The organism is Martinezella sp. CNPSo 3732, assembly GCF_057784515.1.
This window is the reverse complement of record NZ_JBXSOO010000043.1, coordinates 1-12,102: the sequence shown is the minus strand read 5'-3', so window position 1 is coordinate 12,102 and position 12,102 is coordinate 1. Positions and strand designations below refer to the sequence as shown.

The window sequence follows — 12,102 nt, the reverse complement described above, 5'->3', positions numbered from 1 at the left end:
GGAAGTGCTCTAAAGCGCGCTGCCCGCCCTTCGCCTGATAGCATCGACGAAGCCATCGAACAGCTTGCGCATGGCAACCTGCTTGTAGGGATAGACGATGGGGTCGTCCATATTGTGGACCACCATCGCCACATCGAGCTCGAATACCAGTAGGCGACCGTCAGGAAGCTCAGCGCAGTCGATGCCGAAATAGTCGAGTTTGATATGACGGCAGAGCGCTGCAAAACTCTCCTCGTGGCGAACGGCGAAATCGCGATCGAAATCTTCCATCCATGCCTGTTCGACGGCTCGTTTTGCCGCACTCTGGCCCATGCCTGCACTCAGATAGTGCACGATCCAGTGGTCCGAGAGCGCCATGTGGCTCGCGAAGGCTTTGCCGTCGATGAATACGACGCGCTGCTTGTTGTAGTAACCGTCGGCTCCGCGGAAATCGATGAAGGGTGCTACGTAAAGCTCGGGCACCGGCTGTGTCGCGAGAAAGGCTGCCAGTTCGGCCGGATTGGAGATACGCTCCATTCCATCGCCGGCATGGGTGCTGAGCGGGCGCACGACCAGTGGGAAGGCCAAGCCAGGGGCGCAGTCTTTCAACGGCTTGGCACCGGCGCCGACGGCTGCGAGATCGTCGCGCGATACGCGATGGGTGGTGGGCGAGAGGATCGACGGTTCGTTTGCCAGCATTCCGCTCACTCCGTCGCGCGTGAGCCTCGCGATCAGTTCCGGATTGCGGTTCATCACCAGACCGTCGAACTTGGCAAGGAGCCCTTGCATATGGGCGAGCAGAGGCGCGTTTTCGGTTGACTCTCCGATCGCCATGAAGGCGACGTCATGCTCCGGGAGACCGATGAGTGCAGAGGTTTGCAGGTCGACATAGCGCAGCCACAGCACGCAATCGCTGCCCGCCAGCAGAAAATCCAGCGGCGTATTGGCCATGAAATTGCCTTCGGTGACGAAGGCTAAAAGGCGCGGCCCGGTTCCGTCGCCGTGGACGACGCGGAAGTCACGCCGCAGCTGCACGGCGTTCTTCAGGATCTGGCGTGCCTCTTCGGCGCGGCCGAGCGTCTGCAGGATAATCGCCAGGTCCATGAGCGCGGCCGCATCGGTCGAATCGGCCGTCACGCGCTGCATGAGTTCGTTCCATAGCGGCGTCACGTCGCGGCCGGCATAGACGAGCGAGACGATTCTTTGCATGCCGAGAATTCGGGAGGCGTCCGGCGTATTGGTCGAAGCCGGATCGATGCCTGGGGCTTTGGTCATCAGCATTGGGGGAGATCCTGTCGGGAGCCGATTGTCAAAACGCTATGAACGAGTTGGTCGATATCCGCCTGTCGCGTGCGATGGTTCACGATCGCGGCGCGGATTGCCGGCTGTCCGTTCAGATGGGTCAGGGATGGAGCGACGCGGCCTTCGGCGTGCAGCTGCTCGACGATATGGGAGTTGATGGATGCAGGTGTTGTTCCATCCGCGCCGACATAGGCGAAGCAGACGATATTGAGCGCGACCGGTGCGAGCAATGTCAGCCGAGGTTCCTGTTCGATGCGCTCGGCCAGCCTGCGGGCCAGCCGGCAGTTGGCGCTCATCGCGTCCCCCAGAGCTTTGACGCCGTAGGTTTTCAGCGTGAACCAGGTCTTCAGCGCCCTGAAGCCGCGCGACAGATCCGGGCCGTAGTCGCAGGGCCACCAGTCTCCGCCCGCAAGCCCCGTGGCTGCGCGACTGAGATAGGCGGCATCCGAAGCAAAGGTCTGCCGCTGCCATTCACTGTCCCGCACGAGCAGGAAGCCGGCATCGTATGGCACCTGGCCCCATTTGTGGAAGTCGAAAGCGAGCGAATCGCAACTATCTATCTCTGCGAACAGATGCGCAAGGTCGGGGCTCAACACGCCGAGGGCACCCAGCGCGCCGTCGACGTGAAAATGAAGATCGTAACTGTCGGCGATATGCCGCAAACCGGCGAGGTCATCGACGGCGCCGGTATTGACCGTTCCTGCACTGCCGATGACGAGGAACGGCACAAGACCTTCCCGCCTGTCGCGAAGGATCGCCTGTTCCAGCGCGCCGATATCGATCTGGCCAAGGCTATTGACGGCAATGCGCCTGAGCTGATCGCTGCCGATGCCGGACATTTCGAACGCGCGGGGAACACAGCCGTGAACCTCGTTCGAGGCATAGGCAACGAGCCGGGATTCGTCGGATAGACCTGTTGCGCGCACATCGCGGCCGAGCTTCCGGCATCTGGCGATCTGCACCGCGACGAAATTGGCCTGCGATGCGCCGGTGAGGAAAATGCCGCCTGCCGTCTCCGGAAAGGAGAAGATTTCGCGCACCCAGCGGATGATCTGGCGCTCGACTTCGATCGGCATATGGTCGCGTCCGCCAAGATTGGCATTCAGGCCGCCGGCGAGCATTTCAGCCAGCATGCCGGTAACCGTGCCGCCGCCCTGAACCCAGCCCATGAAGCCCGGGTGAATATTGCCGCTGCCATAGGGGAGGATATTTTCCCGGAAAATGGCGTGAACTTCGGCCAGATCGCTGGCTTCGAACGGCAATGGCGCATCGAACAGGGAGCGGGCGGAGGAGGGGGCGTGTTGCCAGACCGGCTTCGTTCCGAGCGTCTGGAGATGATCGAACATGTCGTCGAGCATTTGGTGACCCTGCCTGCGCAGAGCCTGCCAGTCGTCGGGGTCGAGGCTTGTTCGCTCTTGGCGATCAACCGCCGCCCATCCGGCGTCCTGCAAACTGAACATCTCAACCCCCGCATATGGCCGCCGGCGCCGACATCATCGCCGGGACGCTGGAGAAGACGGCCTCTTCGCCCGACATTGGACGGATAGCGGCTATCTACGACGTCGAAGATGGCGCGAGGCTGACTTGCGGTGCTTGCTGCGTGTCAAACGATGATATCCGGCTGGAAAGCGGTATGTCGGCACACGCTGCGCGGATGGACATCCGCCGGGCTCAATGAAAGGTAGCGCAGACGATGACCTGATGCCTGACGGCCTTTTAACGGAAAGCGTGCTTCCGTTAACTTTTGTGGTCGGCGTTAATCTTTTATTAACCCTATTCCTGTCAGTTGCAGCTAGCGCAACGGTTGGTTAACCTCTCCTAAGAGGCGGTTAACAAGCATGAGGCTGATTGCCGTTCCCGGCCGCAGACCGGAATGTCCCTTCCAAAGTCAGCCATAAGGGGCACTTTTCGATGACAAGCATCCTCACCAACGACGCGGCGATGTCCGCTCTCCAGACCCTGCGCAGCATCAACACGAATCTGCAGGATACGCAGAGCCGCGTTTCCTCCGGCTACAAGGTCGCCAAGGCAGCCGACAATGCCGCTTATTGGTCGATCGCGACAACCATGCGTTCCGACAATGGCGCGCTTTCCGCCGTTTCGGATGCATTGGGCCTGGGTGCGGCCAAGGTCGATACGGCATATGCCGCAATGGACAACGCCATCACGGTCGTTCAGCAGATCAAGGATAAGCTCGTCGCCGCAACCGAAAGCAGTGTTTCGAAGGCTGATATCCAGGAGGAAGTTGCCCAGCTTCAGCAGCAGCTGCAAAGCATTGCACAGTCCGCATCCTTCTCCGGACAGAACTGGATGTATGCGGCGAATGGCGCCTCGGCTTCCGTCGTCTCCTCCTTCGTACGCAACAATAACGGCACGGTTTCCGTCAACAGCACCAGCTACGCCTTCGATACCAGCTCGCAGGGCAACGTCCTGTTCGGCGCGAACAGCAGCGGGGCGATCGACACGAGCTCGGGCATCCTTGGCAGCAAGCAGACCATCAGCGGCAACGACTATTCCGTCTTCAGCCTCGATATTACCAATATGACGAGCGGCGATATCGGTTTGGCGATGAACCTGGTGCAGGGCGCCCTCAACGCCATGAACAGCACGGCTTCGCAGCTCGGCTCTCTCTCGACCCGCATCGATCTGCAGACGAGCTTTGTTTCTACGTTGCATGATACGATCGATTCCGGTGTCGGCAAGCTCGTCGATGCGAATATGGAAGAGGAGTCCAGCAGGCTGTCCGCGCTGCAGACCCAGCAGCAATTGGCAATCCAGTCGCTGCAGATTGCCAATTCGAGCGCGCAGAATGTTCTTGCTCTCTTCAAGTGAGCCTTGACTGGAGCTTGCGTTGAAATGGCGCGGCGGCTTTTCCCTCTTGTCGCCGCGTATAAGCTTTTGTTAACGTTGCCGCCAATTGATTTGCAGTCTCTGCGCAGATCCGGCCTCCGTTCTCCTTCCAAGCGATTGCCGGATCGCGCTTTAGCGACGGGCCGTGCTGGGATATCTCCCGCTGGTGGGCATGAGGCCAATCGTTGCTGCCGGATCGGTCCGGCTTGCCAGTTCCAATGGAATTACGGATTTTCAGATGAGCAATGTGACGACGAATCCCTCCACGTCGGCGGCGCTGACCGTGTTGCGCGGTATCAACAAAGATCTCGATGTCGTGCAGCAGCAGGTCTCGTCCGGTTACCGCATCCAGAAGGCGAGCGACGATCCCACCTATTGGTCGATGGCGACCACCATGCGCTCGGACCAGAGCAGCCTTTCCACGATTACGGACGCGCTAGGCCTCGGTGCCTCCAAGGTCGATACCGCATCCACCGCCATGGACACGGTCGTCAGCCTGCTGACCCAGATTCAGTCCAAGCTGGTTTCGGCAAAGGAGGCAGGCACCAACAAGGACGCTATCAACTCCGACATCCAGCAGCTCAAGAACCAGCTGCAATCCGTCACCCAGTCGGCATCCTTTTCCGGCGAGAACTGGCTCTATAATACGGCGCAGCAGCCCTCGACGCAGCAGTCGGTGATCAGCAACTTCACGCGTGGAACGGGCGGGCAGATCAGCTTCACGACGATCAGCTATGACAGTTCCCAAACCCTGATGATCGATACCGCCCAACCGGCGCGGGGTTTGCTGACGAAGAATGTCGATGCAAGCACATTCGACAGTTCGAGCAGCGGCAGCAGCACGCCTCGCAATTATTACCTCCTCTCCGCCACCGGCGGCACGACGCCGACGGGCGGAGCCGAGATTGCCTTATCGAGCAGCACGACCGATGACGAGCTGACCGATATGATCAATGTCACCAACTCGCTCCTGAAGTCGGCAACATCGGCAGATTCGACATTGGGTCTGATGAAGTCGAACATCGACGATCAGTCGGATTATATTTCCAAGCTCAGCGATGCCATCAAGAGCAGCGTCGGCGATCTCGTCGACACGAATATGGAAGAGGCTTCTGCGCGGCAAAGCGCTCTGCAGACAGCGCAGCAGATGGGCGTGCAGGCTTTGTCGATCGCCAACAGCATGGCGAGCAAGGTGTTGATCATTCTCCAGTCGAAATGATTGCCGGGCACCGCCGTCGGATCGGCAATACCGCATCGCATTCATCCTCGCACAAGTTTGACTGCCTACGGTCCTTCACAGTGGCTTGGCCGCACAATGTGCCGGTGACATTGGTCCCGGAAAGTGCTGCCTGAGGACGGAAACCGGAAGCGTGATGATCGACGTTTTGAGCATGGGAATGGATCGGCCGGCTGTCGGCATCGACTTGCAGCGTCTCTGCGACGCGAATGGGGAGATGCGCGCGTGAGCTTGACACTATCCCGATACCTCAAGGATTTCAGCGCCGAACAGGTTGCGCCGCCCCATGTCGAGGATATGGCGTTTACAGAACCGGTCGAGTTTGCCGAAGGCCCGCTCGAGCCGCCCGTTGATGTCGAGGCCGAGCGCCGCGTCGCCTATGCGGAAGGGCATGAGGCGGCGACGCAGGAACTGACGCTAAAGCATCAGGCGGAGATCGATGGCATGGCCCAGTCGTTTCGCGCCGAAATGGATGCGCTGCGGATACGCTACGAAGAGCAGGCGGCCGAAAAGATCGCTGCGGATATGACGCGCATTGCCACGATGCTCGGGCAGGCGATCAGCACCGAAGCCGCCGCCATTCTTGCGCCGATCATGACCGAGACGCTGACGGCCAAGGCCGTTGCCGATCTTGCCGAACTGGTCAGGGCCGCGATCCTCGACGGCAGCGCCGGGCCGATCTCCGTCAGCGGCCCGCGCCATCTTTTCGAGGTCCTTCACGATCATCTCGGCGATGAGGCCGCATTGTTGCGTCATGTCGAGGCTGACGATGTCGATCTCACCGTTGCGATCGGCGAGAGCGTTCTCGTGACCCGTATGTCTGCGTGGGCCGCCAGCCTGAAAGAGATCCTGAAATGAGCGACGGCGATCAAAATCACGGCAAGCACGAGATCATCATCGTCAAGCGCCACGGCGGCGGCGATCACGAAGGCGGCCATGGCGGTGCGTGGAAAATCGCCTATGCCGACTTCATGACGGCCATGATGGCCTTCTTTCTGGTCATGTGGCTGGTGAACGCCGCCAACGAGGAGACGAAGGCCTCGGTCGCTTCCTATTTCAATCCTATCAAGCTTGCCGACGAGAAGCCGACGGAAAAGGGCCTCAAAAAGCCCGTCGATCAGGCTCAGGGCGAAAAGAACCAGCAGAAGTCCGACAAGCCGCAGGAAAAGCCGAATGACGGCAAATCGGCCAAGACCGGCGAGGACCTGACCTCGACATCGGGCGACCAGACGAACTATTCGGAGGCGGATTTCTTCGAGAATCCCTATTCGGTCCTGGCCGAGATCGCACAGGAAGTCGGTCAGCAGGCCAATGTCAGCGCCAAGGGCGAGGGTGGGGCGGCTCAGTCGGGCCCGGCGACCGGTGCCGACGGCGGCCAGGCCTATCGCGATCCGTTCGATCCGGATTTCTGGACCAAGCAGGTTCAGGTTTCCAGCGCGTCCAAGAAGGCGAATGAGGAACAGCCCGCCAAGTCGGATCAATCGCCCAAGGGCGAAGTTATCGCGCTGTCGAAGGCGACAGCTGCGGATACCGGCCAGCCGGCCGATCAGCCGCAGACGCCCGAACAGCAGCCGACGGTGAGCGAGCAGCAGGCGGCCGGGAAACAGCAGGACAAGCAGACGCAGGTTCAACAGGTCGCCAAGGCCGCAGCGCAGAGCGACGCCTCCACGCCTGAGGACAATGCCGCTTTGCCGGAGAACAAGGATGTTCAGCCGACGAAGGCGCAGCAGCAGGAAGCCAAGGATCTGCAGCAGGCGATCCAGGCCGAGATCAAGGGTGTAGCCGGTCAGCTGGCCGAAGGGCTGCAGGTCAGCGCCGCGGAAGGCGGCGTGCTCGTAACGATCTCCGATCAGACAAACGATCCGATGTTCAATATCGGTTCGGCGGTTCCCCGGCGCGAGATGGTGCTGGCGATGGAAAAGATCGGAAAGATCCTGGCGGAACACAAGGGATCGATCCTGATCCGCGGCCATACCGACGGACGCCCCTATATGGTCGGGGGCCGCAATGACAACTGGCGTCTGTCGCTCGATCGTGCCCAGAGCGCCTATTACATGCTGACCAGCGGCGGGCTGGACGAGAAGCGGATCGTTCAAGTTTCCGGTTTTGCGGACAGGCGTCTGAAACTGCCCAACGATCCTTTCAACGATGCCAATCGCCGTATCGAGATCCTGATTGCTAACCCCTCGAACCAGGCGGCGACGGACCCAGCGGCTTCGGGAACGCAGGCTCCCGCGAAGCCCGCTTCAGGCAAGGGCAAGCCGAGCCAAGGCAAGCAGGGATAGTCCATGGCGCGCAAACAGCATCGTCATCACCTTGCGCTCACGCTTACCCTCGGCATGTTGATGCCGGGGGCTGCCGGCGCTGAGGGGCAGGATAGTCTGCCGCTCTACAAGATGCTGCGCTCGCTCGAATTCGTCCAGGATTCCGTTGTTGCGGGCGACAGTTCCGCCGGAGAGATGCAGCGCTTTCTGCTTGGCACCATAGACGAGCGCTTGCGCAATGCGGACAAATCCCTCTTCGAAGACAACCGCAACGTCGATGCCGCCCTGATCTACACCATGAGCGGCGGCAATCCCGAAACGCTCGAATATCTGATGTCGCGTGACGTCAATGGCAATTTCGACAACCGCGTTGCGGATGTTCTCAGGAAATACTTGAACGGCAAGGGTCTGCTCGTCGTCAACACGCTGGTCGATATCTCCAAGGAATATCGCGACAAACCGATCGGCCCCTACCTCTCGTTGGTTGCCGGCAATGTCATGTCCGGCAAGAACGCCAAGGCCGCCTTGCCGCTTTACGACTGGGCGCGGCTGATGGCGCCCGGCACGATCGTCGAGGAATCGGCGCTGCGTCGCTCGCTCGCTCTATGCGCCGATGCGGGCATGGTGCCGCAAGGGCTCGATTATGCGCAGCGTTATACGCGGCGCTTCCTGCATTCGCCCTACGCCAGCCAGTTTGCCGATCTTTTCGTGCAGCTGGTGGTGGATCACGATTCCGACGTGAAGCAACAGGACATCGTCGACATCCTGTCCTTCATGGACCCGCCGAGACAGCGGGAGATCTATCTGCGCATGGCACGCCGTGCCGCGATCGCCGGCAAGGCCGATCTTGCCGCGCTCGCAGCCAACCGCGCCCAGGCGATCTCCAATGACGGCGGCGATGCCTTTGGCGCGCTGGCTAACTTCTATGGCGGCGTGGCGGGCATATCCACGCCTGAATGGAAGTCGGCGATCAACGATGTGAACCAGATGCCGGCGGGCGAACTGAATACGCGCGACCGGGCTCTGCGCGACGCCGCCAAGGCTGTGGCGGCGGAGATACTGCGCACGCCCGACGCTGCAAGCCTCGGGCAAGGCAATGTTCCTAACCTGCCCAACCAACAGAAGACTGAACACGATGCTGCTGTGACGAATCAATCGGGAGGCCAATCTCCCGGCACGGCGGGTGTTGAGCAGGGAGCCACGGCAAACGCGGCTCCTGTCCCGGAAGGAGGGCGGCAGGAGGCCGACTCTTCGTTCAACGCATTCGTCACGACGAGCCGCTCGAAGCTGGATGCCATCGACGGCCTGTTGAAGCAGGAAAGTCATTGATATGAACGACATCGGTGTGTCTGGCGCCTCATCAGGGGCGGATATTCTTGCTGTTGCCAAAGGCGCTCGCTCAACAAAGCAGGATGACGGCAAGGGTTTTATCGATGCTCTGACCAGTTCGCTCGGCAAGGGACGCAAATCGGCCGGTTCGAATACCGGAACCGATTTGGCGGCCGATGCTAACACGACAGCCGGTGACAATGCGGATGACGATACCGGCACGGTGAAGACGACAGCGAGCAATCTTGCCGCGATAACCCTCACCATCGACGACAGCGCCAATGCCGGAGTTGGAATGATCGATACGTCTGGAGCCAATATCGCCAATCCCGCCGGCCTTGCCAAGGGCGCGAAAGCTTCGCAGCCAGCCGGTGCCGCATCGCTCTCGAAATCGCTGATCGAGTTGCAGAAGGCAGCCTCGGCGGCTGTCCAAGGCGAAGCGACCCCCGCCGATGGCGATCAGTCGGCCGCAGCCGGCGCTTCCACCGCGCCGACACCCACCACGCCGACGATTGACGCCGGCAAGGTGCAGGTGCCCCCGACGGCACTCGATCAGCTGGCCGAGATTGCGCAGCAACTGGCCGACGTCGCGACGACTGACGGTCAGACGACGCCGGTCAAGGGCGGCGGTAAGATGCCCGCCGTGAAGGATGGAAAGGATGTCCAGTCCACGGATGACGGTAAGTCCGCATCGACGCAAGGCAGCCAGGCGGCCAATACGATTTCCGATGCCTTGTCGCTGCTGAACGTTGCGCAGCCCGTTGCGGCGGCGCAGGTTAGCACGACCCAGGCTAGCTCGACGCTGGCGAGCAAGACAACAGACGATGCCAAGGTTCAGACATTGCCATCGGGCAAAGCCGCCCTCACGGATGATGCCTCGAACACGGCCGTGACGCTGCCCGATGACGGCAAGGGAACGGATGCCGCGCAAACATTCCGCCTGACGCGGGCGGATGGCCGTGGCAGCGCGCTCGACCTGTCGATCAGCAAGGGCGGCGATGACGTTGCCGATGTCAAGGTCGGCGCTGCTGCAGGTGGCGATGCCGTAGCGGTCACCGTGCTGGATTCACGCCGCTATCTTGGGCTTGCCGCCAATTCCAACTCGGCACTCGTTGCTGGAACCCTGGCGGGCGACCACGACTGGTCGGCGGCGATGCAGCCAGGTTCGGCACTCTCCAATGCCGCGAACCTGACCAGCACCGGCAAGGTCGTCAATACGCTGAAGATCCAGCTGCGTCCCGACAATCTCGGCGACGTGACGGCAACCATGCGGCTCTCCGGAGACCAGCTGAGCGTCGACCTGAAGGTTCAGACGAGCGAAGCCTACAGACAGCTTCATGCCGATCAAAGCCGCATGGTCGATGCATTGCGCGCGCAAGGCTATCAGGTCGACAACATCACTGTCTCCATGGCGTCCAATGCCGACCAGCAGTCGGATAGCGGCCGCAATTCCGGATCGAACCAGCCACAGCAGCAATCCCTTTTGAACCAGGGACAGGGGGGCGACGCACGCCCCAGAGGCCAGAACTATTCAGGGCAGCAGGCAAATGGAAACGATGGCAATCGCAGTTCGGGTGAGCGCGGTGTTGAGGACGGCGCTGCTGGTGGCGTGCAGCGTTCTCGCTCTGGGGCGGTTTACCTCTGAGGCGCATGCCTCGGGCAATCCGGCGCCGCCCGACAATGGTGCCGCAGGTCTTTGCGAGCGCGAAATCCAGTCTGCCGCCGCGAAATACGGAATACCGGAAGGGATCCTTTATTCGGTGGGTCTGACGGAGACGGGGCGCAAGGGGTCGCTCTATCCCTACGCTCTCAATGTCGAGGGACGTCCGATCTTTCCGCCATCGGAGGACGCCGCCCTGCAGGTATTCGCCGCGGCACGGCAGAACGGGGCAAAGCTTATCGATGTCGGCTGCATGCAGATCAATCAGTATTTCCACGGCGAAAACTTTACATCCGTCAACGCCATGTTCGACCCGCGTAGTAATGTCGAGTATGCCGCAAAGTTTCTCCGCAATCTGCACGACAGGCATGAGACCTGGACGATGGCGGTAGCCAGATACCATGCCGGCCCCAACAATGATCCCGCTCAGAAGGTCTATGTCTGCCGCGTGATCGCCAATCTGGTCGCCACCGGCTACGGAAAATGGACGCCCAATGCGGCGACGTTCTGCCGGGAATAAGCACTCACAGGTTGCATATCGTCTCCGGTTAGCCGACGCTAACCCAATCGAGGCGGTTGACTGCCGTCGATTTGCCTAAAATGCGCATGTTAATAATACGTCCGCCAACAACTTTTTTATCGGTGTAAAACGCCGACGACCTACTACATCTAGTGCAAATCGCACCCGTATAGTTAATCAATTATTAATTTCCGCCACTCATTTCCGACAGTTGTTCGTGATTCGCCCGATTCGTACCCATAGAGCATCGAAACACCACACTGATTCGGAGGCGGACGAATGATCGTAGTGGTTGATGAGCGAGAGCTCGTTAAGGACGGATATACATCACTGTTTGGACGCGAGGGCATCCCTTCGACGGGATTTGATCCGCGTGAATTCGGCGAATGGGTCACCACGGCAGCAGAGGGCGATATTGCTGCGGTTGAGGCCTTTCTGATCGGACAGGGTCAGCAGGTGCATGAGCTCCCAAGAGCGATTCGCGACCGGACATCGGCCCCCGTGATCGCGGTCAGCGATCAGCCTTCGCTGGAAGCCACGCTTGCACTTTTCGATTGTGGCGTCGACGATGTCGTACGCAAGCCGGTGCATCCTCGTGAAATCCTTGCCAGGGCCGCGGCGATCCGCCGCCGATTGAAGGCGATCAACAACTATACCGATATCGGCCCTATTCGCGTCTTCGCAGATGGCCGCGATCCGGAAATCAACGGTTCCGTATTTGCCTTGCCGCGCCGAGAGCGCCGCATCCTCGAATACTTGATCGCCAATCGCGGTCGCCGTGTGACGAAGACGCAGATCTTCAATGCCATCTACGGCATCTTCGACGAGGAAGTCGAAGAGAATGTCGTGGAAAGCCATATTTCCAAGCTGCGCAAGAAGCTGCGCAAGAAGCTCGGCTTCGACCCGGTCGATTCGAAGCGCTTCCTCGGTTACTGCATCGATTGGAGCTGATACTCCCGGT

The 12,102-nt window shown here is 60.3% G+C and carries 10 protein-coding genes; 8 read left to right on the top strand and 2 right to left on the bottom strand.

Annotated features, from left to right (window positions below):
- Positions 1 to 9: 9 nt before the first annotated feature.
- Positions 10 to 1,260, bottom strand: coding sequence for a tetratricopeptide repeat-containing protein (locus AC13RM_RS31105; protein ID WP_113229310.1), 1,251 nt, complete (start codon positions 1,258 to 1,260; stop codon positions 10 to 12).
- Positions 1,254 to 2,741: a pyridoxal phosphate-dependent decarboxylase family protein gene (locus AC13RM_RS31100; protein ID WP_374824849.1), complete on the bottom strand. Its 1,488-nt coding sequence runs from the start codon at positions 2,739 to 2,741 to the stop codon at positions 1,254 to 1,256. Before AC13RM_RS31100 ends, AC13RM_RS31105 begins: the two co-directional genes overlap by 7 nt.
- A gap of 451 nt (positions 2,742 to 3,192) precedes the next feature.
- Between AC13RM_RS31100 and AC13RM_RS31095 the strand changes: the two genes are divergently transcribed.
- The 8 genes from AC13RM_RS31095 (at position 3,193) to rem (ending at position 12,092) form a co-directional block, all read left to right on the top strand.
- Positions 3,193 to 4,113 carry a flagellin N-terminal helical domain-containing protein gene (locus tag AC13RM_RS31095; RefSeq protein WP_285174558.1) on the top strand — a complete coding sequence of 307 codons (921 nt, stop codon included), beginning with the start codon at positions 3,193 to 3,195 and terminating at the stop codon, positions 4,111 to 4,113.
- Positions 4,114 to 4,369: 256 nt separating this feature from the next.
- Positions 4,370 to 5,350 (top strand): flagellin N-terminal helical domain-containing protein, encoded by a 981-nt coding sequence (locus AC13RM_RS31090; RefSeq protein WP_374824846.1) that lies wholly within the window; start codon positions 4,370 to 4,372, stop codon positions 5,348 to 5,350.
- 243 nt (positions 5,351 to 5,593) lie between these two features.
- The gene (locus AC13RM_RS31085; protein WP_488556121.1) at positions 5,594 to 6,226 is read left to right on the top strand and encodes a hypothetical protein; all 633 of its coding nucleotides are present in this window, start codon (positions 5,594 to 5,596) and stop codon (positions 6,224 to 6,226) included.
- The gene (locus AC13RM_RS31080) at positions 6,223 to 7,653 is read left to right on the top strand and encodes a MotB family protein (RefSeq protein WP_488556120.1); all 1,431 of its coding nucleotides are present in this window, start codon (positions 6,223 to 6,225) and stop codon (positions 7,651 to 7,653) included. The genes AC13RM_RS31085 and AC13RM_RS31080 overlap by 4 nt, the downstream gene beginning before the upstream one ends.
- A gap of 3 nt (positions 7,654 to 7,656) precedes the next feature.
- Positions 7,657 to 8,961, top strand: a complete 1,305-nt coding sequence (gene motC / locus AC13RM_RS31075) for a chemotaxis protein MotC (RefSeq protein ID WP_488556119.1) — start codon at positions 7,657 to 7,659, stop codon at positions 8,959 to 8,961.
- A gap of 1 nt (position 8,962) precedes the next feature.
- The gene (gene fliK / locus AC13RM_RS31070; RefSeq protein WP_488556118.1) at positions 8,963 to 10,606 is read left to right on the top strand and encodes a flagellar hook-length control protein FliK; all 1,644 of its coding nucleotides are present in this window, start codon (positions 8,963 to 8,965) and stop codon (positions 10,604 to 10,606) included.
- The gene (locus tag AC13RM_RS31065; protein ID WP_374824831.1) at positions 10,518 to 11,141 is read left to right on the top strand and encodes a lytic transglycosylase domain-containing protein; all 624 of its coding nucleotides are present in this window, start codon (positions 10,518 to 10,520) and stop codon (positions 11,139 to 11,141) included. The genes fliK and AC13RM_RS31065 overlap by 89 nt, the downstream gene beginning before the upstream one ends.
- A gap of 279 nt (positions 11,142 to 11,420) precedes the next feature.
- Positions 11,421 to 12,092, top strand: coding sequence for a transcriptional activator Rem (gene rem / locus AC13RM_RS31060; protein WP_113229302.1), 672 nt, complete (start codon positions 11,421 to 11,423; stop codon positions 12,090 to 12,092).
- Positions 12,093 to 12,102: the final 10 nt, after the last annotated feature.

What these genes read in the sequence shown, in the direction of transcription:
- AC13RM_RS31065 (WP_374824831.1), top strand. Translation starts at nt 10,518, where the DNA reads ATGGCAATCGCAGTTCGGGTGAGCGCGGTGTTGAGGACGGCGCTGCTG.
- motC (WP_488556119.1), top strand. Translation starts at nt 7,657, where the DNA reads ATGGCGCGCAAACAGCATCGTCATCACCTTGCGCTCACGCTTACCCTC.
- AC13RM_RS31090 (WP_374824846.1), top strand. Translation starts at nt 4,370, where the DNA reads ATGAGCAATGTGACGACGAATCCCTCCACGTCGGCGGCGCTGACCGTG.
- AC13RM_RS31080 (WP_488556120.1), top strand. Translation starts at nt 6,223, where the DNA reads ATGAGCGACGGCGATCAAAATCACGGCAAGCACGAGATCATCATCGTC.
- fliK (WP_488556118.1), top strand. Translation starts at nt 8,963, where the DNA reads ATGAACGACATCGGTGTGTCTGGCGCCTCATCAGGGGCGGATATTCTT.
- AC13RM_RS31100 (WP_374824849.1), bottom strand. Translation starts at nt 2,741, where the DNA reads ATGTTCAGTTTGCAGGACGCCGGATGGGCGGCGGTTGATCGCCAAGAG.
- rem (WP_113229302.1), top strand. Translation starts at nt 11,421, where the DNA reads ATGATCGTAGTGGTTGATGAGCGAGAGCTCGTTAAGGACGGATATACA.
- AC13RM_RS31095 (WP_285174558.1), top strand. Translation starts at nt 3,193, where the DNA reads ATGACAAGCATCCTCACCAACGACGCGGCGATGTCCGCTCTCCAGACC.
- AC13RM_RS31105 (WP_113229310.1), bottom strand. Translation starts at nt 1,260, where the DNA reads ATGCTGATGACCAAAGCCCCAGGCATCGATCCGGCTTCGACCAATACG.